The organism is Streptomyces sp. HUAS 15-9 (genome assembly GCF_025642155.1).
Taxonomy (GTDB): Bacteria; Actinomycetota; Actinomycetes; order Streptomycetales; family Streptomycetaceae; genus Streptomyces.
This window is the reverse complement of the sequence record NZ_CP106798.1, coordinates 3,878,846-3,904,436: the sequence shown is the minus strand read 5'-3', so window position 1 is coordinate 3,904,436 and position 25,591 is coordinate 3,878,846. Positions and strand designations below refer to the sequence as shown.

General features: G+C 71.5%; 24 protein-coding genes. 14 read left to right on the top strand and 10 right to left on the bottom strand.

The genetic code is table 11. The features are described 5' to 3' along the window. The first annotated feature begins 70 nt into the window (after positions 1 to 70). Positions 71 to 571, top strand: a complete 501-nt coding sequence (locus N8I87_RS17865) for an SCO4402 family protein (RefSeq protein WP_263210022.1) — start codon at positions 71 to 73, stop codon at positions 569 to 571. 46 nt (positions 572 to 617) lie between these two features. Beyond that, positions 618 to 1,499, top strand: coding sequence for a formyltetrahydrofolate deformylase (gene purU, locus N8I87_RS17860; RefSeq protein WP_263210020.1), 882 nt, complete (start codon positions 618 to 620; stop codon positions 1,497 to 1,499). Between the two features lie 182 nt (positions 1,500 to 1,681). Here purU and N8I87_RS17855 read toward each other — a convergent pair whose 3' ends face one another. Both N8I87_RS17855 and N8I87_RS17850 read right to left on the bottom strand, forming a co-directional pair. Next, positions 1,682 to 3,112: a maleylpyruvate isomerase N-terminal domain-containing protein gene (locus tag N8I87_RS17855; protein ID WP_263210019.1), complete on the bottom strand. Its 1,431-nt coding sequence runs from the start codon at positions 3,110 to 3,112 to the stop codon at positions 1,682 to 1,684. After that, positions 3,109 to 3,681 (bottom strand): sigma-70 family RNA polymerase sigma factor, encoded by a 573-nt coding sequence (locus tag N8I87_RS17850; protein ID WP_263210018.1) that lies wholly within the window; start codon positions 3,679 to 3,681, stop codon positions 3,109 to 3,111. Before N8I87_RS17850 ends, N8I87_RS17855 begins: the two co-directional genes overlap by 4 nt. A 322-nt stretch (positions 3,682 to 4,003) precedes the next feature. Here N8I87_RS17850 and N8I87_RS17845 point away from each other — a divergent pair, with 322 nt between their 5' ends. After that, complete coding sequence (locus tag N8I87_RS17845; RefSeq protein WP_263210016.1) at positions 4,004 to 4,378, top strand: STAS domain-containing protein; 375 nt, start codon at positions 4,004 to 4,006, stop codon at positions 4,376 to 4,378. 155 nt (positions 4,379 to 4,533) lie between these two features. After that, entirely contained in the window at positions 4,534 to 5,043 is a 510-nt protein-coding gene (locus tag N8I87_RS17840) for an EF-hand domain-containing protein (protein ID WP_263210015.1), read from the top strand. Here the strand turns inward: N8I87_RS17840 and N8I87_RS17835 are convergent. Continuing rightward, complete coding sequence (locus tag N8I87_RS17835) at positions 5,022 to 6,542, bottom strand: AMP-binding protein (protein WP_263210014.1); 1,521 nt, start codon at positions 6,540 to 6,542, stop codon at positions 5,022 to 5,024. The two genes, N8I87_RS17840 and N8I87_RS17835, sit on opposite strands and share 22 nt — an antisense overlap. A gap of 135 nt (positions 6,543 to 6,677) precedes the next feature. Between N8I87_RS17835 and N8I87_RS17830 the strand changes: the two genes are divergently transcribed. The 4 genes from N8I87_RS17830 (at position 6,678) to N8I87_RS17815 (ending at position 9,705) form a co-directional block, all read left to right on the top strand. Further along, on the top strand, positions 6,678 to 7,811 hold the full coding sequence (locus tag N8I87_RS17830; protein WP_263216529.1) for an acyl-CoA dehydrogenase family protein: 1,134 nt from the start codon (positions 6,678 to 6,680) through the stop codon (positions 7,809 to 7,811). 8 nt (positions 7,812 to 7,819) lie between these two features. Then, positions 7,820 to 8,689 carry an acyl-CoA dehydrogenase family protein gene (locus N8I87_RS17825; protein WP_263216527.1) on the top strand — a complete coding sequence of 290 codons (870 nt, stop codon included), beginning with the start codon at positions 7,820 to 7,822 and terminating at the stop codon, positions 8,687 to 8,689. A 398-nt stretch (positions 8,690 to 9,087) separates the two neighbouring features. Next, the gene (locus N8I87_RS17820; RefSeq protein ID WP_263210012.1) at positions 9,088 to 9,225 is read left to right on the top strand and encodes a hypothetical protein; all 138 of its coding nucleotides are present in this window, start codon (positions 9,088 to 9,090) and stop codon (positions 9,223 to 9,225) included. 18 nt (positions 9,226 to 9,243) lie between these two features. After that, positions 9,244 to 9,705, top strand: a complete 462-nt coding sequence (locus tag N8I87_RS17815; protein WP_263216526.1) for an ATP-binding protein — start codon at positions 9,244 to 9,246, stop codon at positions 9,703 to 9,705. Between the two features lie 282 nt (positions 9,706 to 9,987). On the opposite strand, the gene N8I87_RS17810 is transcribed toward N8I87_RS17815, so the two are convergent. Continuing rightward, positions 9,988 to 10,914, bottom strand: a complete 927-nt coding sequence (locus N8I87_RS17810) for a cyclase family protein (protein WP_263210010.1) — start codon at positions 10,912 to 10,914, stop codon at positions 9,988 to 9,990. 85 nt (positions 10,915 to 10,999) lie between these two features. Here N8I87_RS17810 and N8I87_RS17805 point away from each other — a divergent pair, with 85 nt between their 5' ends. The 4 genes from N8I87_RS17805 (at position 11,000) to N8I87_RS17790 (ending at position 15,628) form a co-directional block, all read left to right on the top strand. After that, the gene (locus N8I87_RS17805) at positions 11,000 to 11,914 is read left to right on the top strand and encodes an SDR family NAD(P)-dependent oxidoreductase (RefSeq protein ID WP_263210008.1); all 915 of its coding nucleotides are present in this window, start codon (positions 11,000 to 11,002) and stop codon (positions 11,912 to 11,914) included. A 110-nt stretch (positions 11,915 to 12,024) separates the two neighbouring features. Further along, a complete protein-coding gene (locus N8I87_RS17800; protein ID WP_263210007.1) occupies positions 12,025 to 13,179 on the top strand; it encodes an acyl-CoA dehydrogenase family protein in 1,155 nt (384 codons plus the stop codon). Next, positions 13,179 to 14,228, top strand: a complete 1,050-nt coding sequence (locus N8I87_RS17795; protein WP_263210005.1) for a Zn-dependent alcohol dehydrogenase — start codon at positions 13,179 to 13,181, stop codon at positions 14,226 to 14,228. Before N8I87_RS17800 ends, N8I87_RS17795 begins: the two co-directional genes overlap by 1 nt. Before the next feature lie 92 nt (positions 14,229 to 14,320). Beyond that, the gene (locus N8I87_RS17790) at positions 14,321 to 15,628 is read left to right on the top strand and encodes an MFS transporter (RefSeq protein ID WP_263210002.1); all 1,308 of its coding nucleotides are present in this window, start codon (positions 14,321 to 14,323) and stop codon (positions 15,626 to 15,628) included. Here the strand turns inward: N8I87_RS17790 and N8I87_RS17785 are convergent. Continuing rightward, on the bottom strand, positions 15,625 to 16,245 hold the full coding sequence (locus tag N8I87_RS17785; protein ID WP_263209999.1) for a flavin reductase family protein: 621 nt from the start codon (positions 16,243 to 16,245) through the stop codon (positions 15,625 to 15,627). The genes N8I87_RS17790 and N8I87_RS17785 overlap by 4 nt on opposite strands. A gap of 103 nt (positions 16,246 to 16,348) precedes the next feature. Between N8I87_RS17785 and N8I87_RS17780 the strand changes: the two genes are divergently transcribed. Next, positions 16,349 to 17,233 (top strand): hypothetical protein, encoded by an 885-nt coding sequence (locus N8I87_RS17780; RefSeq protein WP_263209997.1) that lies wholly within the window; start codon positions 16,349 to 16,351, stop codon positions 17,231 to 17,233. A gap of 3 nt (positions 17,234 to 17,236) precedes the next feature. Here N8I87_RS17780 and N8I87_RS17775 read toward each other — a convergent pair whose 3' ends face one another. From N8I87_RS17775 to N8I87_RS17755, 5 genes are all read right to left on the bottom strand, one after another. Next, positions 17,237 to 18,028, bottom strand: a complete 792-nt coding sequence (locus N8I87_RS17775) for an enoyl-CoA hydratase/isomerase family protein (RefSeq protein WP_263209995.1) — start codon at positions 18,026 to 18,028, stop codon at positions 17,237 to 17,239. Then, on the bottom strand, positions 18,025 to 20,253 hold the full coding sequence (locus tag N8I87_RS17770) for an acetate--CoA ligase family protein (RefSeq protein ID WP_263209992.1): 2,229 nt from the start codon (positions 20,251 to 20,253) through the stop codon (positions 18,025 to 18,027). Before N8I87_RS17770 ends, N8I87_RS17775 begins: the two co-directional genes overlap by 4 nt. Positions 20,254 to 20,372: 119 nt before the next feature. After that, the gene (locus tag N8I87_RS17765; RefSeq protein WP_263216524.1) at positions 20,373 to 21,119 is read right to left on the bottom strand and encodes a response regulator transcription factor; all 747 of its coding nucleotides are present in this window, start codon (positions 21,117 to 21,119) and stop codon (positions 20,373 to 20,375) included. 167 nt (positions 21,120 to 21,286) lie between these two features. After that, on the bottom strand, positions 21,287 to 22,774 hold the full coding sequence (locus tag N8I87_RS17760; protein ID WP_263209989.1) for a sensor histidine kinase: 1,488 nt from the start codon (positions 22,772 to 22,774) through the stop codon (positions 21,287 to 21,289). Further along, complete coding sequence (locus tag N8I87_RS17755) at positions 22,771 to 23,541, bottom strand: response regulator transcription factor (protein ID WP_263209986.1); 771 nt, start codon at positions 23,539 to 23,541, stop codon at positions 22,771 to 22,773. The genes N8I87_RS17760 and N8I87_RS17755 overlap by 4 nt, the downstream gene beginning before the upstream one ends. Positions 23,542 to 23,942: 401 nt before the next feature. Here N8I87_RS17755 and N8I87_RS17750 point away from each other — a divergent pair, with 401 nt between their 5' ends. Then, positions 23,943 to 25,529, top strand: a complete 1,587-nt coding sequence (locus N8I87_RS17750; RefSeq protein WP_263209983.1) for an IucA/IucC family protein — start codon at positions 23,943 to 23,945, stop codon at positions 25,527 to 25,529. Positions 25,530 to 25,591 lie beyond the last annotated feature (62 nt).

The following is a 25,591-nucleotide window of genomic DNA, read 5'->3' as shown; positions in this document are numbered from 1 at the left end:
TCAACGAAGGGTGACATCCAGGTGAATTACGGGGGCCGATGAGACGCCTGGGACGAAGAACGTACGATCGGTGACCGTGCAAGGTTCGGAGAACTCTTCCCGTCGCGGCCGTCGCTCATCCACCATGGGCGGCATGCCACTCAACGACATGCCGTGGTGGCGCTGGCGCAGCAATGTGCGCTCCGCGCTGCACATGCTCTCCGATCCGGTCTTCCAGCGCGACGTCTGGCTGGCGGGCGCGGACGGGTACGGCGACGTGACCGACGCCGTGTACCGCCTGGTGGAGGACACCTGGCTGGACAGCTGGTCCGCCGAGAAGTACGTCGGCACGATCTTCCGGGACTCGCAGGAGGCGGCGCTCGTCGACACCGCCGTGCTGCGGGTGCTGCGGATCATGCACCAGGTCGGGCCGGACGCGCCGGTCCAGGCCTACGTCGAGCACCACGCGTGGCCGGAGGCGGTGCGGGCGGCACGGGACGCGCACGTCCGGATGTCGGCGAGCGACGGGGAGGACCCGGACGCGCCGCCGCGGAGCCTTGAGGTACTGCGGATAATGACGCGGTCCGCGTAGCGGACCCCGGTCCGCGGGGCAGGGCCGGTATGGGACCCTGTGCTGCATGAGTGAGCAGTCCGGCCGAGCCGCGGCCCCCGCCGACCAGTACGTCCTCACCCTCTCCTGCCCGGACAAGCAGGGCATCGTGCACGCCGTGTCGAGCTATCTGTTCATGACCGGCTGCAACATCGAGGACAGCCAGCAGTTCGGCGACCACGACACGGGACTGTTCTTCATGCGCGTCCACTTCTCGGCGGAGCCGCCGGTGACGGTGGACAAGCTGCGGGCGAGCTTCGCGGCGATCGGTGACTCCTTCCAGATGGACTGGCAGATCAACCGCGCCGACGAGAAGATGCGCATCGTCCTGATGGTCAGCAAGTTCGGCCACTGCCTGAACGACCTGCTGTTCCGGGCCCGTATCGGTGCACTTCCGGTGGAGATCGCGGCCGTGGTCTCCAACCACACGGACTTTGCCGAGCTGGTGGGGTCGTACAACATTCCCTTCCACCACATTCCGGTCACCAAGGACACCAAGGCGCAGGCCGAGGCGCGGCTGCTGGAGCTCGTCCGCGAGCAGAACGTCGAACTGGTCGTCCTCGCCCGCTATATGCAGGTGCTCTCGGACGACCTGTGCAAGCAGCTCAGCGGCCGGATCATCAACATCCACCACTCCTTCCTGCCGAGCTTCAAGGGCGCCAAGCCGTACCACCAGGCGCATGCGCGGGGCGTGAAGCTGATCGGCGCCACGGCGCACTACGTCACCGCCGACCTCGACGAGGGCCCGATCATCGAGCAGGAGGTCGAGCGCGTCGGCCACGACGTCACTCCGGACCAGCTGGTCGCGATCGGCCGCGACGTGGAGTGCCAGGCGCTGGCGCGGGCCGTCAAGTGGCATGCGGAGCGACGGATTCTGCTCAACGGGCGCCGGACGGTCGTGTTCGCCTAAGAGCTCGGGGAGTTCTGTTTCGTCGGCGGCTGCGGGTCGCCTGTGGCTGATCGCGCCCACGGGCGGAGCCGCATATCGACGGAGCCCCGCGCCCCTCGACGTGCGGCGGCGTCAAAGGGGCGCGGGGAACTGCGCGAACGGCCCCCACGCACCGCAGCCGCCCGCGAAGGAGCAACCACCCCCTACATCCGGCTCAACGAAGCCGCCGCGAACAGGACGTCCCTGATCGCCTCCCGGTCGCCGACCTGACCCGCCGCAGCCTCCGCCGGAGGCACATGGCCCGCGGCCAAGCGGCAGAACTCGGCACCGTCCAGGGCGACATGGGCCACCTCGTGATCGGCGGAGCCCACCGCTCCCGGGGCGTCGAGCGGGATCAGCCACTCGCCGCCGCCCGAACCCTCGATCTCCAGGCGCAGGCTGCGGCCGGGCGCGCCCGCGGTGACCAGATGGCGGGCCGCGCCGGGCGAGGCCAGGCCCGCGCGGCGTCTGGCCGCGAGAACGGCCGGCAGCATGCGGGCCGCCAGGTCGACCATCTGGTTCAGATGGCGCGCCGAGGGCGTCTCGTACGGGTAGTCCACCGCCTCCGCGATGTCGTCCGCGTGCACCCAGCACTCGAAGGCCCGGTCGAGCATCGCGTCGCGCAGCGGCAGCTCGAAGTCGCCGTACGGGACGGTCAGTTGACCGCCGCCGCCGGCGAAGGACACGGTCCTTACGATGCTGTGGCTCTGCTCCCGCCACGGCGCCCCCACGGAGCGCGTCGGCGGGAAGCGCGAGGCCTTCCAGCACGCCTCGGTGCGCGCGGCCGGGGCCAGCGGGGTCTCTCCCTCCGCCTCGCCCAGCGGGTCCTCGAGGCCCAGCGCGACCGCGACCAGCCCGTCGACCGACATCAGGTGCGCGATCACCCCGGCGACCGTCGTACGGCGGCTCGTCGCCACGTCGCGCTCGAACCACCGCAGCCGCACCGGGGCGTGCCACTCGGCGTCGCCGATGTCCTGGAGCAGCGCGTAGAGACGGGCGGTCTCGGCGTCGTACGGTGCCGTCCACTCGGGTACCGGGATGGCAGGTTGCCGGCGCTCCAGGCAGCTCTCCAGGACCCGGTTGCGCAGCGTCGGATCCAGGTCCAGGCTCTCCGGCTGGTGCAGCAGACCGACCGCCGCGCGCAGCCGCTGCGCCTCGTCCGCGCATGTGCCGCACGCGCCGAGGTGCTCCTCGACGGCCGCCGCCTCCGCGGCCGAGCAGGCGGCCAGCGCCCACGCTCCGAGCAGCGACTTCAGGACGTCGTGCGGCAGCACCAGTGGGGCCGCTGTGATACCGGAGGGCTCGGGCAGCGGCAGCCCGCTGTCCTCGACGGAGATCCGGGGCATCGGTATGCGGGGCGGCCGGCTCGGGTCCCTGCCGCCGCCGTCCCCGCCGTTGCCGCCGCCGTTTCCACCGTCGGTGCCGCCGGTGCCGTCCGGCTCCGACGGCCGTGCGTCGCCGCTCACGGCGCCCTGACCGTCGTACTCCGTGCCGCGCTCGTTCTCACCCTCGTTCTCGTCCTCGAAGGGGCCGTCGAACGGGCCGTCGTAGCCCTCGTCCTCGTCGTACGCCTCGAAGCGTCCCGCTCCGCTCACAGCGCACCCCCGTATCCCCGCGGCCGGCCGGCGTCGTGGGCGGTGGACAGCAGCTGCAGGCCCAGGCGGAGCCGGCGGCGGGCCTCGTCCTCGGTGACGCCGAGGTCGACGGCGGTCTGGCGGTAGTCGCGGCGCTGGAAGTAGGCCAGTTCCAGGGCGGCGCGCAGCGGGGTGGGCATGGAGTGGACGATGTAGTCGGCGCGGGCGGCGACCGAGGCGTGGCGCACTTTGCGCTCCAGTGCCTCCATGGAGCCGGTGTCGCCGCGGGTGAGCGCGGCTGTCTCGGTGGCGCGCAGCCGCTGTACGGCGAGCCGGTGGGTCAGCGCGGCGACCCAGGAGCGCAGGGGGCCCTGCTTGGGGTCGTAGGTGTCCGGGTGCTCCCAGACGTGCGCGAAGACGTCACGGGTGATGCCGTCGGCGGCGCGTTCGTCGCCGAGGACGCGGTGGGCGAGGCCGTGCACGAGCGAGGCGAAGCGGTCGTAGAGCTCACCGAGGGCGGCCGCCTCGCCGCGGGCGAGCCGCTGCTGCATCTTGCGGTCCCAGCGGGGCGGTGCGTCCTTCTTCGCCATCCGGCCTCCTCCCCATGTCCGCGTCCAGCCTGTGTCCACCGTCTCCTCGAATGTAGTCGGCACCTATGGGAGCGCACGCCCCTTTGTGCCAATGTGCGCCCCCTGAGAGGCCGCGGGTGGTAAGGGGTCGTCGTGCTGCTGCCCAATTCTCTTCCGATCGAACAGGATCGATAGTGACCGAAACAAGACCCTTGTCGATCGCCCTCGGTTTGTTACCCGGGGTTTCAGGGAACGGCCGCTGGGCAGCCGCGCGGAAAGAAGCGTAGGAGCTGCTTCCATTTCCGGGCGGTTCCATGAGATCCGGCGAGCGGAGGGCTGGGCCGTGGCATTCAAGGTGACCGGCATCGAGCGGGGCGACTGGGCCGTGCTCCGGGTGTCGGGCGAACTGGACCTGGTGACATCGCCGGTGCTGCGGCAGCGGGTGCACGGCGTGGTGGCCGAGGGCCATCACGCCCTGGTCCTCGACCTCTCGGAGGTCTTCTTCTGCGACTCCAGCGGCGTCGGCGTACTGATCGCCGCCCGCCGCCTGATCCGCTCCTGCCGAGGCAGACTACGACTGATCCTCCCGGCCCTGGGCACGGCGGACGGCTCCCACGTCAACCGGGTCTTCGCCGCACTGGGCGTCCGCCGCCTGTTCGACGTCCACCCGGACCTGGAATCGGCGACGACGGAAGACACGGAACCCCTGTCGGCCTGAGGCCGCCCGATCCCGCCACTGCCACACTGTTGTCCCAGAATTCCCCCGGTCTTGGCACAACCGTCGGTTTCCCGTCCACAGGCGGGGTGGAGCGTCGTACGCTCCCCGTCAGAGTCAGACGTACCCCGACGTGACGTGAGGCGGCCCGAAGAGACATGGTCAGCAGCGAGTACGAGCGAAGGATCGCCGCCCGGTTCGCCACCTTCGACCAGGACGGCAACGGCTGGATCGACCGCGAGGACTTCAGCGGAGCGGCCAAGGCGCTGCTCGCCGAGTTCCGGACCGCGGCCAGATCCGTCAAGGGGCAGGCCCTGTACGCGGGCGCGGAGGCGTTCTGGCAGGGCATGGCGGGCATCGCGGACCGCGACGGCGACCAGCGCATCACCCGCGAGGAGTTCGTGAACGGCGCGGTCAAGCGGCTGCATGACAGCCCCGACCGGTTCGCCGAGATCGCCCGCCCCTTCCTGCACGCGGCCCTGGACCTCGCGGCCGCCCCGGACGGCACGGCCAGCGTGGAGGACACCGCGCGTGTGCTCAGGACCCTCGGGGTGCAGGACGACATCGCACGGTCGGCCGCCGGCACACTCGACACCGACGGCGACGGCAGGGTGGTCGAGGCGGAGATCGTGCCCGCAGTCGCCCGCTACTTCACCGTGTCCGAATAGCGCTCCCGCAGCTTGTACTTGAGTACCTTGCGCAGGGTCTCGTTGCGCGGAAGGGCGTCCACCACCTCCAACTGCTCCGGCAGCTTGTGCACCGACAGCCCTTGCGCGCGCAGGTACGAGGTCACCGCTTCCAGGGTCAGTCCGGCGACGGCCTGAGGGGACTGCGCCGCCGCCTCTATCACCGCGCACACCCGCTCCCCGCGCTCGGCGTCCGGCAGGCCGATCACCGCCACGTCCCCGACGGCCGGGTGCCGGTGCAGCAGGTCCTCGATCTCCTTCGCGGAGATGTTCTCGCCCTTGCGGATGATCACGTCCTTGGACCGGCCCGTCAGCACCAGATGACCGCTGCCGGTCAGCTGCCCGAGATCGCCGGTGCGCAGAAAGCCCTCCTCGTCGAAGGCCTCCGCCGTCTGCACCGGGTCCAGATACCCCTGGCAGACCGCCTCCCCGCGCAGCCGCACCTCCCCGTCGACGATCCGGATCTCCATCCCCTCCGGCGGCCGCCCCTCCGTCGTCGCGAGGTTCTCGGTCGTGTCGTCCGGCGACCCCATGGTGATCATCGGGACCTCCGTCATGCCGTACCCGTGCGTGAGCTGCACCCCCATCTCGCGGACCACCGCGTGATACACCTCCGGCGGCTTCGGCGCCCCGCCGCCCGCGAGCAGCCGCAGCGTCGGGATCACCTTCTCGCCCGGCTGCTTGCGCTGCTCGGCGAGGAACATCGAGTAGAACGCCGTCGACCCGCCCGCCACCGTCACCCCGTGCCTGCGGTACCCCTCCAGCGCCCGGTCCAGCGCGAACTGCTCGAACATCACCGCGGGGAAGCCGTAGAGCAGGAGCATCACCGTGTAGTCGGGCCCGGCGATGTGCGCGTACGGGAACGCCATCGAGCCCACGTCCGCCGCCGACAGATGCAGCGCGTGGGCGAGGCAGGAGCCGCCCGCGATCAGTGAGCGGTCGGTGTGCAGGACGCCCTTGGGGTCGGAGGTGGTCCCCGAGGTCCAGTAGATCCAGCGGACCGAGGTGCCCTCGGCGGGCGGGGCGGGGAGCACCCCGGGATCGCCGTCGGGCAGGTCGTCGTACGCCTCGAAGACACCCTTCGCGCCCAGCCGCCGCGCCATCTCCGTGTGGTCGAAGCCCCGCCAGGTGCCCGGTACGGCGAAGAACTCCGCCCTGGACTCCCGCAGGGCGAAGCCGACCTCCCGGTCCCGGTAGAACGGGATGACCGGGGACTGCACGGCGCCGAGCCGGGCCAGCGCGAACGACAGCAGGGCCGTCTCGATCCGGGTGGGCAGCTGCCAGGCGACGACCGTGCCGGGCCGCACCCCCATGCCGTACAGGCCCGCGGCCACCCGCTCGGCGCGCCCGCGCAGCTCCCCGAAGGTCAGCGCCCGGTCGTCCTGGAGGAACACCGGCCGGTCGGGGGTGAGTTCGGCGCGGCGGACGACCAGGTCCCAGAGCGTGCGGGACGTGCTCAGTTCGTGTGCGGTGACGTTCATCCCGGCAGCCTCCATCAAGCTGACGTCACGTCAGATCGTGCGGCAGAGCGTAGGGCCGGGCGCCTTGTCGGTCCAGAGGTGCGGGGCTAGCCTACCCGGAGTATCTGACGAAACATCAGATAAGTGGGGGCCGGAATGGACCTGTCGTACACGCCCGAGGAGGAGGACTTCCGGGCGCGGCTGCGCGAGTGGCTGGCCGAGGTGCTGCCCGGCCTGCCGCCGAAGCCGTCCCCCGACGACTGGCCGGCCCGGCGCGCGTACGACCTCGGGTGGCAGCGGATGCTGTACGACGCCGGGTACGCGGAGGTCTATTGGAATGCGTCCCCCACCGTACGGCTGATCTTCCTGGAGGAGACGGAGCAGGCGGGCGCGCCCTACGTCGGGGCGAACTTCGTCGGGCTGCTGCACGCCGGGCCGACGATCGCCTCCGAGGGGACGCCCGAGCAGCGGGCCCGCTGGCTGCCGCCCGTGCTGCGCGGCGACGAGGTGTGGTGCCAGGGGTTCAGCGAGCCGGACGCCGGTTCCGATCTCGCCGCACTGCGCACGCGCGCGTGGCGGGACGGCGACCACTACGTGGTGAGCGGGTCCAAGATCTGGACCTCCCACGCGGAAGTCGCCGACTGGTGCGAACTGTTGGTACGCACCGATCCCGCGGCTCCCAAGCACCGGGGCATCACCTGGCTGGCCATGCCCATGGACGCGCCGGGCATCACCGTACGACCGCTGCGCACCCTCGCCGGGTCGGCGGAGTTCGCGGAGGTGTTCCTGGACGAGGTGCAGGTGCCGGTGACCAACCGGGTGGGCGCCGAGAACGACGGCTGGCGCGTGACCATGGTGACGCTGTCCTTCGAGCGCGGCACAGCCTTCGTCGGCGAGGTGGTCGCCTGCCGCCGGGTCCTGGGTGAACTGGCCCGTGAGGCCCGCAAGAACGGCCGCTGGGACGATCCGGTGCTCCGGCGCCGGCTGGGCAGGCTGAACGCCGAGTTCCGGGCGCTGTGGCGGCTGACGCAGTGGAACGTGAGCGAGGCGGAGGCCGGCGGCGGGGTGCCGGGCATCGGCGGCTCCGTCTTCAAGCTGAGGTACTCGCACGCCCGCCAGGAGCTGTACGACGCGGCGGCGGCCGTACTCGGCGCCCAGTCCCTCGACCTGGACCGGCTCTGGGTCCTCGACCGCCTCTCCTCCCTCTCGTACACCATCGCCGCGGGCACCTCGCAGATCCAGCGGAACATCGTGGCCGAACGCATCCTCGGACTGCCGAAGGGGCGGTGACACGCACCATGCGCTTCCAACTCACCGAGGACCAGCGCGCGTTGCGCGACGGTGTACGGCAGCTGCTGGCCCGGCGCTTCGACGCGGACGCGCTGCGGGCCGCAGTCGCCGAACCGGGTCTGGACCGTGCGCTGTGGCGCGGGCTGGGCGAGGCGGGCTTCTTCGCGCTGCGGCTGCCGGAGTCTGACGGCGGGGTCGGACTCGGCCTGCCCGAGGCCGTGTTGGCCTTCGAGGAGGCCGGGCGGGCGTTGCTGCCGGGACCGCTGGTGGCCACGCACCTCGCGGCCGGGACCGTGGCCGGCGCGGCGACCGGGGAGACGGTCGTGACCGCCGTCGACAGTGGCCCGGTGGAGTGGCTGACGGAGGCCGACGTGGTGCTCGGGGACGCCTCCGGGGCCGTACCGCTGCGGTCGGTGGATCCGCTGACCCCGCTGCACCGGGTGCCGGACGCCCTCCCGGCCACCGCCGGCCCCGTCGCCGTGCTCCTCACCGCCGCCGAACAGCTCGGTACGGCCACGCGCGCGTGCGAGCTCGCCGTGCGCCACGCCCGGACGCGCGAGCAGTTCGGGCAGCCGATCGGAGCCTTCCAGGCGGTCAAACACCTGTGCGCGGAGATGCTGGTACGCGCCGAGACGGCCCGCGCGGCCGTCTACGCGGCCGCCGTCACCGCCGACCCCGTGGACATCGCGGCGGCCCGGCTGCTCGCCGACGAGGCCGCCGAACGCGGCGCCCGCGACTGCCTCCAGGTGCACGGCGGCATGGGCTTCACCTGGGAGTCCGAGGTGCATCTGCATCTGAAGCGGGCCTGGGTACGGGCGCAGCGTGGCGGAGAAATCACGGAGAGTGAGGAGTTGCTCGCCGCGGATCTGGTGGGCTGAGGGGCCCGGACGGCCTCTGGGCTGCGGCGACCGTGTGGCGGGTGCGGCGGATGTTGCGGATCGTGGCATACCGGAACTACGGAGCGTTGATACCGGGTTGTGTCCAACGCGTGACTCGTCACGGCCTGGAGTCGGCTGTCCGCTCCGGTACCTTCTGTGGGATGCGAGTGGTTCCGAGCACGCGCCATGCCGGTGTCGCCCCTGGGGCGGCCCCGCGTTCGGCGGTGCGCGCCGCTGCTTGCCGGGCAGTAAGGGCTTGCGCCCCCGCCTGTTCGACTCCCCTGAACGAGCGTCGCACAGTATGCCGCACGCGTACTCCTTCGCGCTGGAATATGCCCGAAGCGCTTGTTGGGGTGACTGTACGTCAACCATGCTGTCTCGTAAGGGAATCACGTTCCGTGACCCTTGCTCTGGCCGTTGTTCTGGCCATGCAGAAAATGGCTACGATCGTGGCCTTCGTCGTGCTGCTCGTCGCGACCCTCGTCGTGGCGTTCGCGTGGCGTGGGGTCATGTGTCCGCCGGTTCGGATGGTGTGAGCGGTGCAGGTGCTTCAAGTGCAGCTGGAGATCCGGCCCGACCCCGCGGAGGTGGGACGGGCCAGGAGGTGGGCCCGCTCGCGGCTCGCCGGGTCCGGGATAGCGGCGGACGAGCCGCTGGCGGAGATCCTGATCCTGCTCGTCTCCGAACTGGTCACCAACGCCGTGGTGCACACCGGCTGCCCGGCCGTGCTGCGGCTGTCGCTGCCCTCGGTGGAGGTCGAGTCGGCGACGGTGCGCCTGGAGGTGGCCGACACCAGCAAGCGCGCCCCTGTGCCGCGGTGTGTGGACGGGAACGCGACCGGGGGGCGCGGACTGGCGCTCGTCGACGGCCTCGCCGACCGCTGGGGCTGGAGCCCCGACGGCGCGGGCAAGCGCATCTGGTGCGAACTGGACCGCTGCTCCGAGCGCGGGGAGAGCACGGCGGCGTACGGGGGCGGGGTTGCCGAATTCGAGGGGCTGGCCTTCGAAGCCGTGTAGTTCCGGTGCGCGGTGATGCGCCGGGTGTGCATCCGTGCGCGTCGGTTCCAAACAGGATGTTGAGTAATAAATCGCCGTACCGGTGTTGACGCCTCGTGACCGTTTGATCACGCTTGTGCTCAGCGATTCGCCGCGAGGGGACGGCGAGGGCCTTGGTGACGGAAGCCCTCGCCGAGTGTGGGTCGAACCGGATGGCGGCGCGTGAGACGGTGCCCGCGCCGCCAACCGGAGCAACCGGGGGCGCGGAGAGCGGCTGTCGGAGAGCGGCTGTCGGAGGGTGGCTCAGAGAACGGCCACCGGTGCCACCGGAGTTCCCGTCGCCCCTACGAACGGCTCGGGCATCGCCGACAGCAGGAACGCGTACCGCCCTTCTTCTCCACAGGCTGTGGACAACTCTTCGAGATTCCAGTTCTGGCCCTGGAGCATCCCCATCTCCACCAGATCCAGGGCGTGCACGGGCAGCCACAGATTCTCCATCTCGGGCGGAAATATCTCAAAGGTGAGCGTGTCGTTCGCGACGGCCGCGACATCGCGCGCGTGGAACCACTCCGGGGTGCGCACCGAAAGCCCCGGCGACGGATAGCCGTACCCGTGCTTGTCCCCGGCGAGATACACCTGGACCTGTCCGGTCCGCACCAGCACGATGTCGCCGGCCCGCACCCGTGTACCCGCGAACTCCTCGGCCGCCTCCAGATCCTCCGGGGTGACCGCGTGCCCGCCGTCGAGCCGGTCCACGCCACGCGCGCGTGCCACGTCGAGCAGCACCCCGCGCGAGACGATGTGCCGCGCCTTGTCGATCCCGCTGAACTCGGCGCCGCCGTGCGCGGTGACGGTGTGCGCGGGGCGGCCGTTGTAGAGCTTCCCGGAGTGCGAGACATGGGTCAGCGCGTCCCAGTGGGTCGCCGCCTGAAGGCCCATCGTCACCACGTCGTCGCTGCACGCCACCGTGCCCGGCCCGAAGATCTCCTGGTTGATCTGCACCATCGCGTGCAGCGGATTGACCCGCCCCGGGATCATCCCGGTCTGCACACCGTCCTCGCGCAGCGCCAGCGCGAGCGGCACACGGCGGCCGGTACGGACCGCCGCCGCCGCCCCGTGGACCACCTCGTCGGTGATCAGGTTCAGGGTGCCGATCTCGTCGCCCGCTCCCCAACGCCCCCAGTTGTTCACACGCTTGGCGATGTCGTGGAACTCGTCCGGCAGTGACATCGGGGCCTCCCCGGGGCTTGTCCTTCACGGTCCGACGCGCCATAAAATCTAACGGTCCGTCAGAAACCGCGGGAAGGGGCCGGGCGTGGGGAACTTCTTGGCAGGCAAGGTCGTCGCCGTGACGGGCGCCGGACGGGGCATCGGCCGGGCGGTCGCCCTCGCGGCCGCGGCCGAGGGCGCCCGGGTCGTCGTCAACGACTACGGCGTGTCCACCGACGGCACCGCACCGACCAGCGAGGTCGCCGAGGCGGTGGTCAAGGAGATAGAGGCGGCGGGCGGCAGCGCGGTCGCGGTGGCCGACGACATCTCCACGATGGCGGGCGGGCAGCGGGTCGTCGACGTCGCCCTGTCGTCGTACGGCCGCCTCGACGGAGCCGTCTGCGTGGCCGGGATCCTGCGCGAGCGGATGCTGTTCAACATGACTGAGGAGGAGTGGGACCCCGTCGTCGCCACCCACCTCAAGGGCACCTTCACGGTGTTCCGCGCGGCCTCCGCGGTCATGCGCAAGCAGAAGTCCGGCACCCTCATCGGCTTCACCAGCGGCAACCACCAGGGCTCGGTGTCGCAGGCCAACTACAGCGCGGCGAAGGGCGGGATCATCTCGCTGGTGCGGAGCGCTGCGCTGGGCCTGAACAAGTACGGGGTGAGCGCGAATGCGGTGGCCCCTGTGGCTCGTACGCGGATGTCGGCGGGGGTTCCGATGGAGCTGAAGGAGATCGGGGAGCCGGAGGATGTGGCCGCGCTGGTGGTCTATCTGCTCTCGGAGCGGGCCCGCGAGGCGGGGGTGACGGGGCAGGTGTACACCGTTGCGGGGCCCAAGATCGCGGTGTGGGCGCAGCCGAGGGAACTGCGTTCGGCCTATTGCGAGGGGGCGTGGACGCCGGAGCGGATTGCCGACTTTCTGCCTGGGTCGGTGGGGGTGGATCCCATGCCGATGCTGTCCCAGCTGGAGGCGATGGAGAGGGCAGCGCAGTCAGGCTCTCGGCCCAACGCCCAATAGCTCGGGGTGCGTGGTGGTTTGGCGGCTGCGGGCTGGTTGTGGCTGGTCGCGCAGTTCCCCGCGCCCCTTGGGGAGTGGGTGTTGGCCGGTGATTACAAGGGAGGCTCCCCATGGACTTCGGGTTTACGGCAGCCGACGAGGCGTTCCGCATCGAGGCGCGTGCCTGGCTCGCTGAACACGCCGAACCAGTCCAGGACCGCCGCTCCTGGGAACGTACCCTCGGCGCGGCCGGATGGATTGGGCTCGGGTGGCCTGAGGGCGGTTACGGCAACCGGACCGTCGGCCTCACCCAGCAGGTCGTCTGGTCCGAGGAGTATGCGCGGTCGGCTGCCCCGCCGCGGTCCGGGCACATCGGGGAGAATCTGCTCGCGCCCACGCTCATCGCCCATGGCACCGACGCCCAGAAGTCCCGGTTCCTGCCGCCGATCGCCGCCGGTGCGGAACTGTGGTGCCAGGGCTACAGCGAACCCGGCGCCGGTTCGGACCTGGCCGGGGTGCGTACCTCCGCCGTACGCGAACCGCGGGAGCCGTACTACCGGATCAGCGGTCAGAAGATCTGGACCTCGCTCGCCCATGAGGCCGACTGGTGCTTCGTACTCGCGCGCACCGACCCGGACTCGCGCCGGCACCACGGGCTGAGCTTCCTGCTGGTGCCGATGGACCAGCCGGGCCGTATCGAGGTGCGGCCCATCCGCCAGATGACCGGCACCAGCGACTTCAACGAGGTCTTCTTCGACGGTGCGCGCGCGCACGTGGAGCACGTCGTGGGCGGAGAGGGTGAGGGCTGGCAGGTCGCGATGAGCCTGCTCGGCTTCGAGCGGGGCGTGTCCACCCTCGCCCAGCAGATCGGGTTCGCCCAGGAACTGGAGCGTGTCCTGCGCACGGCCGTCGAGACCGGCGCCGCGGCCGATCCGGTCGTCCGCGACCGGCTCGTGCGCCAGTGGGCCGAGCTGCGCGCCATGCGCTGGAACGCCCTGCGCACCCTGGGCGGTTCGGGCGACCCCGGCACGCCCAGCGTGGCCAAGCTGCTGTGGGCGGGCTGGCACCAGCGGCTCGGGGAGCTGGCGGTGCGGGTGCGCGGCGCGGCGGCGGGCGTGGGGCCCGTGGACTGGTCGCCCTCGGCGCCGTACGAACTCGACGCGGCGCAGCACCTGTTCCTGTTCTCCCGGGCCGACACCATCTACGGCGGCTCGGACCAGGTACAGCGCACGATCATCGCCGAGCGCGTGCTCGGTCTGCCGAGAGAACCCAAGGGGGTCGTGTGATGCGCGGTGTGATGTTCGACGGCAGGCAGGTCCAGGTCGTCGACGACCTGAAGGTGCGGGATCCCGGGCCTGGTGAGGTGCTGGTCTCCATCTCGGCGGCGGGGCTGTGCCACAGCGACCTGTCCGTGGTGGACGGGACCATACCCTTCCCCGTTCCCGTGGTGCTGGGGCACGAGGGGGCCGGGGTGGTGGAGGCGGTCGGTGAGGGTGTCCGTCATGTGTCGCCGGGGGACCATGTGGCGCTTTCCACCCTCGCGAACTGCGGTGCGTGCGCGGACTGCGACCGGGGGCGCCCGACCATGTGCCGGAAGGCGATCGGCCGCCCGGGCAAGCCGTTCAGCAGGGGCGGGCAGCCGGTCCATCAGTTCGCCTCCAACTCCGCGTTCGCGGAACGTACGGTCGTCAAGGCCGTGCAGGCGGTGCGGATTCCCGAGGACATCCCGATGCCGTCCGCCGCGCTGATGGGCTGCGGTGTGCTGACCGGTGTGGGAGCCGTGCTCAACCGGGCCCGGGTGGGCCTCGGAGACACCGTCCTGGTCATCGGGACCGGCGGGATCGGCCTGAACGTCATCCAGGGCGCGCGGATCGCGGGCGCGCGGCGGATCGTGGCGGTGGACGCCAACCCCGCGAAGGAACCGGTGGCCCGGCAGTTCGGTGCCACGGACTTCCTGACCTCGGCGGAGGGCGTGCGGGACATCCTGCCCACCGGCGCCGACCACGCCTTCGAGTGCGTGGGCCGGACCGAGCTGATCCGCCAGGCCGTCGACCTCCTCGACCGGCACGGCCAGGCGATCCTGCTGGGGGTCCCGCCGGCCTCGGCGGAGGCGTCCTTCCTGGTCTCCTCCATGTACCTGGACAAGTCCATCCTGGGCTGCCGTTACGGCTCCTCCCGCCCCCAGCGCGACATCGCCCTGTATGCCGAGCTGTACCGGCAGGGGCGGCTGCTGCTGGACGAACTGGTGACGGAGACGTACCCGGTCGAGGACTTCGAGAAGGCACGGGCGGACGCGGAGGCGGGGAGGGTGGCCAGGGGAGTGCTCACCTTCTGACACGTGGATTCCGACCCGTGTGGCCCGATCCTAATGAATGCTGTCCTTCGGGCCACTCGATGGTAGGGCGCGCGGAATGGACCCTTTATGGCGTGACCCAGACAACCGAGGCCATCGCAGCCGCACAGGAACCGAAGTCCCGCCGATCGCCCCGCATCCACCGGGCGTGGTTCGTCGCCGCCGTCACCTTCGTCACGATCACCGGCGCGGCCGCCTTCCGCTCCCTGCCCGGCCTGCTCATCGACCCGCTGCACCAGGAGTTTGGCTGGTCGCGCGGCACGATCGGCGCCGCGGTCTCCGTCAACCTCGCGCTGTACGGGCTCACCGCGCCCTTCGCCGCCGCGCTGATGGACCGCTTCGGCATCCGCCGGGTGGTCGCCGTCGCGCTGACCGTGATCGCGGTCGGCTCGGGCCTGACGGTGTGGATGACGGCGGCCTGGCAGCTGATGCTGTGCTGGGGTCTGCTGGTCGGCCTGGGCTCCGGCTCGATGGCGCTCGCGTTCGCCGCGACGGTCACCAACCGCTGGTTCACCACGCGCCGCGGCCTGGTGAGCGGCATCCTCACCGCGGCCTCGGCCTCCGGTCAGCTGATCTTCCTGCCGCTGCTGTCCTGGATGGTCGAGACGTACGACTGGCGCCCGGCCGCCGTCACGGTCTCCCTGACCGCTCTCGCGGTCGTCCCGTTCGTCTGGCTGCTGCTGCGGGACCACCCGGCGGACGTGGGCCAGAAGCCGTACGGCGCCGAGGAGTTCGTACCGAAGCCGGAGCCCGTCACCGGCGCCGCCCGCCGCACCGTCACGGTCCTTCTCTCCGCGGTCCGCACCGGCCCCTTCTGGCTGCTGGCGGGCACCTTCGCGATCTGCGGGGCCTCCACCAACGGCCTGATCCAGACGCACTTCGTGCCCGCGGCCCACGACCACGGCATGCCGGTCACGGCGGCGGCCTCGCTGCTCGCGGTCATCGGGGTGTTCGACGTGGCCGGCACGATCGCCTCCGGCTGGTTCACCGACCGCTTCGAACCGCGCCGCCTGCTCGCCGTGTACTACGCGCTGCGCGGGATCTCGCTTCTGTTCCTGCCCATGCTCCTCGCCCCGTCGGTGCACCCGCCGATGATCTTCTTCATCGTCTTCTACGGCCTCGACTGGGTCGCCACCGTCCCGCCCACCCTGGCCCTGTGCCGGGAGCAGTACGGCGAGGACAGCGCGATCGTCTTCGGCTGGGTGCTCGCCTCCCACCAGGTCGGCGCGGCCCTCGTCGCCTTCCTGGGCGGTGTGGCACGGGACGTCTTCGGGTCGTACGACATGGTCTGGTACGCCTCCGGAGCGCTGTGCGCGGCGGCGGCCCTGATGGCGCTGGTGATCCGGCGGCGGGCGGCGGTCCCCGTGGCGGTCGCGGCTTAGAGGAAGCGCCCCTTGTGGAACAGCAGGGGAGCCGGAGCCGTGTCCACGTCGGCCGTGCCGAGCGCGTCCACCCGGCCCACGACGATCAGATGGTCGCCGCCGGTGTGCACGGCGTGGACGGTGCAGTCGATCCAGGCGAGTGTGCCGGCCAGGCGCGGGGAGCCGGAGACGGGGGCCGCGCCGTATGCGACGCCCGCGAACTTGTCCGCGCCGCGTACCGCGAAGCCGCGGCACAGCTCGCCCTGGTGGGCGCCGAGGACGTTCACGCAGAAGACGCCCGTGCGGGCGATCCTCGGCCAGGTCGTCGACGTGCGGCCCACCATGAAGACGACGAGCGGCGGGTCGAGGGAGAGGGAGGAGAAGGACTGGCAGGCGAAGCCCGCGGGGCCGTCCTCGCCGTCGACGGCGGGGGCCGTGACCACGGTCACGCCGGTCGCGAAGTGCCCCAGCACGCGCCGGAACTCGCCCTGGTCGACCGGTGCCCGCTCGTCCTCCCCGACGCACCTGAGCTCCGGGCGCGGCAGTGCCTCGACGGGCCCCGGGGGCGGGGCGTCGACCGACCTGAGGTAGCGGACGGCGGCGGCCGCCATCCCTGCGTGTCCCATCACACCGCCCATTGAAGCTGACGATGCGTCAGATGGGAAGGGGTACGGCGGGTGCCGGGAAGGCCGCCCGTACGCTGCCCCCATGGGGTGGGGAACGACACGCACAGAAGGCCGTATGACCAGGTGGTTCGGCGACCTGAACACGGCCGCGTCGCTCTGCGCGGCGCAGCTTCCGGCGGCCGGTCTGCTGGCGTGGATCGCCAGCTTCGGCCACGACGACTACGGCGTCGGCTACGGCGGCGCCTTCGGCGTGCTCTGTCTGCTCCTCTTCGCGCCGCTGCTGCTGCCGTTCCTGGGGCTGGTGCAGGCGTTCACCCTCACCTTGCCCTCGGTGGCCCTCGCCCGCCTCGCGGCCCGCCGGTTCGGCGGACCCGGCTGGGCCTGGCATCTGGCGGCGCCCGTGGCACCGGCGGCCGCGTGGGGCGGACCGACCGCGCTGCTCTGGGACTGGTCCCCGGTCACCACGGTCGCGTCCCTGACGGCCGTGGGTGTCCTGCCCGCCCTCGGGGTCGGCTACGTCCGCACGCGCGCGTGGCGGCCGTGGGGCGTCTGGTGGCGCTCGGCACTCGCCTCCGTGCCCCTGTTCGTCCTGGCCTTCGGCGGCGGGGTTCTGGCCACCGTCATGGGCCTGGCCCCTGAGTACAAGCCCCCGAAGCTGACCGCCGCCCAGCTCGCCGGAGTCTGGCGCGGCCCGAGCGGGGCGGAGCTGCGGCTGCGTCCCGGTGGGCGGGCCGAGGTCACCAGGCTGCCGACCGAGGCCACCTTCGAAGAGTTCGCCACCAAGGACTTCGTCACGTGTGGCGGTTCCGGCACCTGGGAGCCCGACTCCGACCCGGACGACACAGGGCGCGACGGGGTGCTCCTGCGGCTCGACGGCGACTGCGGTGAGGACACCCACTGGTCGGTCAGCGGCACCGAGGACGCCCCCGAGCTGTTCGTGCTCTTCGGCGACCCGGACGCGGGCGAGCTGTGGATCCTCGAGCGAGCGGCGGCCGGCTGACCCTCACCGCCCTCGGAACTTCGGGCTTCTGCGTTCCACGAAGGCCCTGAGCCCCTCCCGGGCGTCCTCCGTCGTCATGTTGATCTCCTGCGCGGCAGCCTCGGCGGCGAAGGCCGAGGCGCGGCCGGCGTCGAGGGAGGCGTTCACCATCTGCTTGGTCAGGGCGAGCGCCCGGGTGGGACCGGCGGCCAGCCGTGCCGCCCACTCCCTGGCCGTCTTGTCCAACTCCCCGTCCGGCACGACCCGGTTGACCAGGCCGAGCCGCTCGGCGTCCGGCGCGGAGAGCGCGTCGCCGAAGAACATCAGTTCCTTGGCGCGCTGCGGGCCGATCAGCCGGGGCAGGAGATAGGCGCCGCCGGCGTCCGGCACGAGTCCGCGCCGCACGAACACCTCGATGAACCGCGCGGACTCGGCGGCGAGCACGAGATCGCAGGCGAGCGCGAGATGGGCGCCGAGACCGGCTGCCGTGCCGTTCACGGCGGCGATCACCGGCTTCTCGCAGTCCAGTACGGCGGAGACGAGCCGCTGCGCGCCGAGGCGGAGCGTGCGGGACACGTCGCCCGGGACGCGCTCCCCGCCGGGCGCATCGCCGCGCAGGTCCGCGCCCGCGCAGAAGCCGCGGCCGGTGCCGGTGAGGACCACAGCCCGTACGCCCGGGTCCGCCGACGCCTCCCCCAGCAGGCCGATCAGGCGGTTCCGGTCTTCGGGCGTCAGGGCGTTCAGGGTCTCGGGGCGGTCGAGGGTGACGTACGAGACCTGGCCGTGGGCTTCATGGCGTACCGCGTCGCCGCTCATCGGCACACCGCCAGCGCGTCCAGCGCCACCGCGCCCTGCCCGCGGGGCAGCACCATCAGCGGGTTGATGTCGAGCTCGGCGAGTTCGTTTCCGAGTTCAAGGGCCATGCGCTGCACCCGCAGCACGACCTCGACGAGCCCGTCGACATCGGCGGGTGGCCGCCCCCGCACCCCGTCCAGCAGTGCCCGCCCGCGCAGTTCCGCGATCATGTCCTGGGCCTGCTCCTCGCCGAAGGGCGGCACGCGTACGGCCGCGTCCCGCAGCACCTCCACCAGCACCCCGCCGAGACCGACCGTCACCGTCGGCCCGAACAGCGCGTCGTGCGTGACGCCGACGACCATCTCCACGCCCCGCTCGACCATCTGGCACACCAGGACGCCATCCAGCGAGACGCCCTCGTAGCGGGCGATGTCGGTCAGCTCGCGGTAGGCGTCGCGGACCTGGCTGGCGGAGGTCAGACCGATCTTCACCAGGCCCAGCTCGGTCTTGTGGGCGATCTGCGCGCCGGACGCCTTCATGACCACGGGGTAGCCGACCTGCCCGGCGGCGCGTACGGCGGCCGCCGCGCTGGTCACCAGCTGCTCGCGCGGCACCCGGATGCCGTACGCCCGCAGCAGCTGCTTCGCCGCGTGCTCGCTCAGCTGCTGCCCCGGCTGCATCAGGGCCCGTGCCTTCTTGAAGGACGGGGAGGGGGTGCGAGGGGCCTCGTCGAAGGGGGAGCGGTAGGAGCGGACGAAGCGGTGGTGGTCGAGGTAGGCGCGGACGGCGGTGAGGCAGTTGCCGACGGTGCGGAAGGTGGCCACGCGGGAGGAGCCGAGCAGGACCTCGCGGTACGCCGCTTCGGTGCCGACCGGCGAACCCCACACCACGCACACCAGCTTGTCGCTCGCCTCGGCCGCGTCGACCAGGTCCCGTACGAGCCGGTCGCTCAGCGGTGGGAAGGGCCCGGTGACCGGGCAGATCAGCACGCCCACGTCCGGGTCGTCGAGGATCGAGTCGATGATCTTCCGGCCGCGCCGGTCGCCGACCGGATGCCCGCCGTTGTCCACCGGGTTGGCCACGCTCAGGTACTCGGGTATCCACTGGTGCAGCTCGGCCTGCCGCGCCTCGGACAGCACGGGAAGGCTGAGCCCGGCCCCGGCGGCCAGGTCGGCGACGTGCGCGCCGGTGCCGCCCGAGATGGAGTAGACGACGACCCCGTCGGCGAGCGGTGCCCGCGCGCGGGCCAGCAGGGCGGCGGTGTCCTGGAGTTCGTCGAGCCCGTCGACCCGGACGACCCCGAACTGCCGCATGGCCGCGTCCACGACGTCGTCGGCCCCGGTGAGCTTGCCGGTGTGCGAGGCGGCGGTACGGGCCCCGGCCTCCGTGCGCCCCACCTTGACGGCGACGACCGGCACCTTGCGGCGGGCGGCGCGGTCGGCGGCGAGCAGGAAGGCGCGGCCGTCCTTGAGGCCCTCCACGTAGCAGGCGATGGCGCCGACCTCGGGCCGCTCGGCGAAGTAGGAGATGAAGTCGGCGGTCTCCAGGTCGGCCTCGTTGCCGGTCGGGGCCCAGTGGGAGAGCCGGATGCCGAGCTCCTGGAGGGCGAAGACCGGTCGGCCCTGGTGCCCGGACTGGGTGATCAGGGCGATCGCCGGTCCCTCCAGGTCCTGGCGGAACCGCTCAAACGCGTTGAGGTTGGTGTTCGGCCCGAGCAGCCTCAGCCCCGAGCGCCGGACGGCGGCGGCGAGACGCTCCTGGGCCTTGGCCCCCTCCTCGCCCGTCTCCGCGAACCCGGAGGCGAAGGCGACGGCGAACTTCACCTTGGCCTCGGCGAGTTCCTCGACCACCGGGAGCGGATCGGCGACCAGCAGCACGCCGAGGTCGACCTGCTCGGGCAGGTCGGCGACGGAGGCGACGCAGGGGATGCCGAAGACCGAGGGCCGGGTGGGATGCACCGGGTGCACCCGTGCCCCGACCCGCTCGGCCCAGGCCAGCAGTTGTCGGGTGATCCCGGTGTTCGGCCGTCCCTCGGTGTCCGAGGCACCGATCACGGCGACGGACCCGGGCCGGAAGAACCGGTCCAGATCCGGTACGTCCGCATACAGCGGTCGCCCGCTCACATCGAGGTCGTCGACGTCGGCGGCCCGGCCGTGGACTGCGGGCCCGGGACGCGGCTCACCGCAGGCGATGACCCGGGCCCGGCGGGAGTCGGTGGTGAGGGTGCCGTGGGTTGATCCAAGCATCGGTCCGCCCGCTCCTGTGTGACAGCACGATTAACTGACGCAGTGTCAGATTACTGAATTGACGCAACGTCAGGAACGGTCCTGCACGCAAAGGTTGACGAGTGGTACGACGAGTTTGTTCAGGCGTACGTGCCGTCCCCGGGGACCGTCAGCCGGAAGCCGATGCCGCGGACCGTGGCGATCCAGGCCGGGTCGCCGAGCTTGCGGCGCAGCGCCGATACATGCACGTCGAGTGTGCGAGTGGGGCCGAAGTAGTTCGGGTCCCACACCGCGTCGAGGATCTGCTGACGGGAGTGCACGGCGCCGGGATCGCCGGCCAGTTGGGCCAGGAGATCGAATTCCTTCGGAGTGAGGGTGAGCGGGCGGCTGTCGATGGTGACGCCCCTGGTCCGCCGGTCGATGGTCAGCGGGCCGAGGTGCTGGATGCCTCGCCCCTCGGGGAGTTGCGCGTGCAGGGAGCCTTGAGGGGGCACTCCGGTCGTGGCGGTGCCGGTGTGTGGTGGGGCGTGTCGCTCGGGGTGGGTGCGGCGGGTGACGGCTCGGATACGGGCCACCAGCTCCCGTACGCCGAAGGGCTTGGACAGGTAGTCGTCCGCCCCGACTTCCAGGCCGACGACGCGGTCCGTCTCCTCGCTCCGTGCGGTGATCATGATGATGGGCACCGCGGAGCGGGCGCGCAGGGCCCGGCAGACGTCGATGCCGTCCATGTCGGGCAGCCCGAGGTCCAGCAGGACGAGATCGGCGGGGGAGGCCGACAGCGCCGACCCCCCGGATCTCACATGGTCGACGGCGAAGCCGTAGCGGTCCAGCCCCTCCATGATGGGGCCGGCGATCCGGTCGTCGTCCTCGACGAGGAGGAGTCGCATGGTCTCCGGTGCGGGGTCGGCCGGTACGACCTGCTCGCCCCCTGCGGTACACGAGGGATCGGTGTTCGTCGTCATGGGCGTGTCCGTGAATGTCTGTGTGGTGCGGGGAGGGGGGTGGTGCATCCGGGCCTGGAGCGCGGCGAGCGGCACACTCATGCTTCGCCGCCTCACTGCTGCCAGTCGGATACGGCAAGCGGGCGTCCGGTGGGGACGGGCGGCACCCCGTCCTGTCTGCCCCACATCGCCGAGCGGGCACGGCGCGGGTGCGCCGTGCGGTGTGCGTCGGCGGTCCTGAGGCGTACGACGGCATCGAGCCCCCCGCCGGGAGCGGCCCGCAAGGACACCTCGCCGCCTGAGGCACGGGCCAGCTGCTTCACGATGGGCAGGCCGAGCCCGGTGCCCTCGTGGTCGGCGTCGTTCGCCCGCCAGAAGCGGTCGAAGGCGCGTCGCCGCTGGTTCTCGGTCATGCCCGGCCCCTGGTCGATCACATGCAGTTCGACCGTTGCCGGTGCACCGTTCGCCCAGGCGGTGGCCAGGGTGATCGTGGTGTGGGGCGGTGAGACCCGCAGCGCGTTGGAGAGCAGATTGTCGATGATCTGCTCCAGGGCGTCGGGGATGGCCCACACCCGGCCGATCCTCGGCCCGGCCACGACCATGTCCACGTAGTGCTCGCCGGCGAAGGCGGCCCACACGGCCGCGCGGTCGGCGATGACGGAGTCCAGGTCGGTGGCCTCCGCCGTGGTCGCCGCGTTCTCCAGCCGGGCCAGGGCGAGCAGACCGTGCACCATGCGGCTGAGCCGCTCCACCTCGCCCACCGCCGCGTCGAGGCCGGGTTGTGCCCGTGGGTCGAGATGGGGCTCGAAGTTCTCCAGTCGCAGCCGCAGTGCGGTCAGCGGGGTCTTCAGCTGGTGGGACGCCTCCGAGGCGAAGGCGTGCTGGGCCTTGAGCAGATGCTGCAGCCGGGTCGCGGTGCGGACGAAGCTGGCGGCCAGGCGCCGCAGCTCGGGCGGCCCGAGGTCGGTGGCGGGCAGGTCCTTCAGGGTGCCGTCGGCGAGCTGTGTCGTGGCGTGCTCCAGCGCCCGCACCGGGCAGGTGATCCAGCGGGCCAGCGCGAGAGCTATCAGCGCGACGGCCGCCAGCACCCCCAGCCCCACGGCCGCCAACGCCAGCCAGGCGTCATGCACCTTGGCCGCCACCGAGGTCAGGGGAAAGGACGCCCGTACGACGCAGCGGACCGTGCTGCCCGAGGCGCCCGGCACCGTCGCGAAGAAGACGTCCTCGTCCAGGGCCGGATCCTGCCGGGTGCCGGAATCGGACCTGTTGGCGAGAGCGGCCGCGATGTCCGGCTGCGTGGACAGGTCCGTACCGGTGGCCATCGTGTTGCGTGAGTCGGTGAGCAGCTTTCCTTGGGTGTCCACGACGACGACATGGCCGCGGGTGCGCCGCGCGAAGCTCGCCACCACTTCGGGGATGTCGGTGCCCCGCTGCTCGACCTTCTCCTCCAGCACCTCCGCGAGCATGACCGCGGCCTGCTGCCCGTTGCCGGTGAACCGGGACATCTCCCCACGCGCGTAGACGTAGCCGAACGGCACTTCCAGGCACAGCAGCACCAGCAGCGTGAGACTGAGATAGCTGAGCAGGAGGCGGCGGGTCACCCCTCACCTCCTCGGACATTTTCTTCAACCTGCCTGGTGGCGGGGCCGGCGGGTGGCGTGAGCCGGAATCCTACGCCGCGGATGTTGTCGATCCAGGCAGGATCACCGAGCTTGCGGCGCAGTGCGGCGACATGCACGTCCAGGGTCTTGGTGGGGCCGAAGTAGTTCGGTTCCCACACGGCGTCCAGGATCTGCTGTCGTGTGCGGACGGCGCCGGGATCGTCGGCGAGGTAGGCGAGCAGATCGAACTCCTTGGGCGCGAGGGCGACGGAGGTCCGGTGCAGATGGACCTGGCGGCCCCGCCGGTCGATGGCCAGCGGGCCGATCCGCTGGGCACGGGCCACCGGATCGGGACGGTCGCCTCCTGAAGCGGGACCGGCCGCGGGGGGAAGGGCCGCAACCGGCCCGGTCGCGGCGGGTCCGGCACGCCGGAAGACGGCGCGGATCCGTGCGACCAGTTCCCGGATTCCGAACGGTTTGGACAGATAGTCGTCCGCCCCCAGCTCCAGACCGAGAACCCGGTCGACCTCGTCGCTTCTCGCGCTGATCATGATGATGGGCACCTGGGAGCGCAGTCGCAGTGTCCGGCAGACATCGATGCCGTCCATGTCGGGCAGTCCCAGATCCAGCAGCACCATCTCCGCTTCCGCCGCCGCGAGTCCGTCGGCGCCGGTACGGGCGTGCTCGACGGTGAACCCGAAACGGCTCAAGCCTTCCATCAGCGGGCCGGCGACCCGGTCATCGTCCTCGATCAGTAAGAGACGCATGCCGACAGAATCACAAGCCGGCGGTCCGCCGCGTCGGGAAAGCCGCTGAATGTCGCGTGGATTACTCTCGGCAAACCTGAACAACCGTATTCCTTTACCGTCTCCTGTCTGTCGATCGACCCTACGGACCCTGCTACAGCACAACGTCAATGAAATGACAGCGGCAGGCCAGCAGACTGTTAAGAAAGTACAGCGCGGGCTTCATCGCCCCGAATCGTTTCCGATTCAAGGGGACGGAATGCTGGATCGATTCTGATGCCGGCCTTCCTTTGCGCTGGCAATCGGTTAACTAACGATCCCGTAACGTTGTCGGCGGCTGAACGCGGACGGCGCTCGCATTTGCGCTCTCTTTTCGCCTCCGCAGCCTCTCCCTTGCTTTCTATGCCACGGGACGGTGAACCATGCCGTACAGCAGCACGACCGCCGAACTGCGCCAAGTGCGCCCTGATCTGGTCGAGCCCTTCATGGCCGCGCTCCCCGGCGCGCGTGCCACGGTGCTCGGCCGGCTCTGGGGCGCACTCGCCCGCGAACCCCTCCCGGGTGTCGCCGGCCGCGAGCACGACGCGGGCACCCTCAGCATCCGCCTCACGGGCGGCGGGCAGCTCACGGGCCCGGCCTCAGTGGCGGAACGATTCGCCCCGGTCCCCGCCGACTTCACCGTGCGGGGCCCCGACGGCCGGATCGACGAGCCGACCCGGCTCCTGTCCGCCCTCGGAGCCCCCACGCAGGCCGCGTCACGGCTGGCCGCCGAACTCGACAACAGCATCACCAACCTGGCCCTGGCGCGCGCGGCGAACCACGAGCCGCACGAGGTACGGGACTCCGCCGACGCCGAACAGGCCGTGGTCGACGGCCACCCGCAGCACCCCTGCTGCCGTACGCGCACCGGACTGTCCGTCGCCGAAGTCCTCGCCTACGCGCCCGAGCACCACCCCGTCATGGAGCTGGCGCTCGTCGCCGTACCGGCCGACCGCTGGCAGGCCACCGGCGACTGGCCTCGGGAACTGCGCGACGGCGACACCGTCCTGATGCCGATCCACCCCTGGCAGCGCGACCACGTCCTCGCCCACCAGCCCGGCCTCACGGTCGTGGACCGTACGATCGCCGCCCGCCCGCTGCTGTCGATGCGGACCATGTCCCCCCTCGACACCCTGCCCGGCTGCCACATCAAGACGGCGCTGGACGTGCAGGTCACCAACTACCGGCGCACCATCTCCCCGGCCGAGGTGGCCGACGGAGCCCCGCTGTCCGAGCTGGTCACCGCCGTCGTCGACAAGACGGGCCACGGCGAGAACCTGCGCATCCTGCGCGAACTCGCAGGCGGCGCCATCCTCGTGAACGGCGAGCCCTCGTCCAGCCTCGCGGCGATGATCCGTGAGGCCGGCGAACGGCACCTCGGACCGGACGAGATCGCCGTCCCGCTCACCGCCGTCCACGCCACCGGAGCCAGCATGATCAGCGGCGACCCGGTCACCTGGCTGGCGGAGTTCGCCGCACTCGTCCTGCCGCCCGCGCTGACGCTGTTGTCCATGGGCGTCGCCCTGGAGGCCCACGGCCAGAACACCCTCGTCGCGCTGCGCGACGGACGTCCGGTGCGGGTGCTCTACCGCGACCTGGACGGCGTACGCATCCATCCGGGCCGACTCGCCCGCCACGGCTTCTCGCTCCCGCCGCTGCACGGCACCCGGGCCGGGAACGACGAGACCGCACTGCGCACCAAGCTGTTCGGCGGCCTGCTCAGCGGCGTCTTCAGCGAACTCGTCTCCGTGCTGTCGCGCACGCACGGCGCCGACCCCGAGCAGTTGTGGGCAGCCGTGGCCGCCGTCGGCCGCCGCGTCTACGCAGACCTTCCCGACACGGGCGCGGACCGGGAGGTGTTCTTCGGCGACACCCTGCCGCTGAAGGCGACCATCGCGATGCGCCTGGCCGAAGCCTCCGGTGTCGCCCAGTGGACTCCCGTCCCCAACCCCCTGGCCCGCCACCGCTGACACCCCGCTTCCGCCCGCCGGGCCCGGCCGGCCTCCCCGCACCTCTCCTTGCACCGACTGGA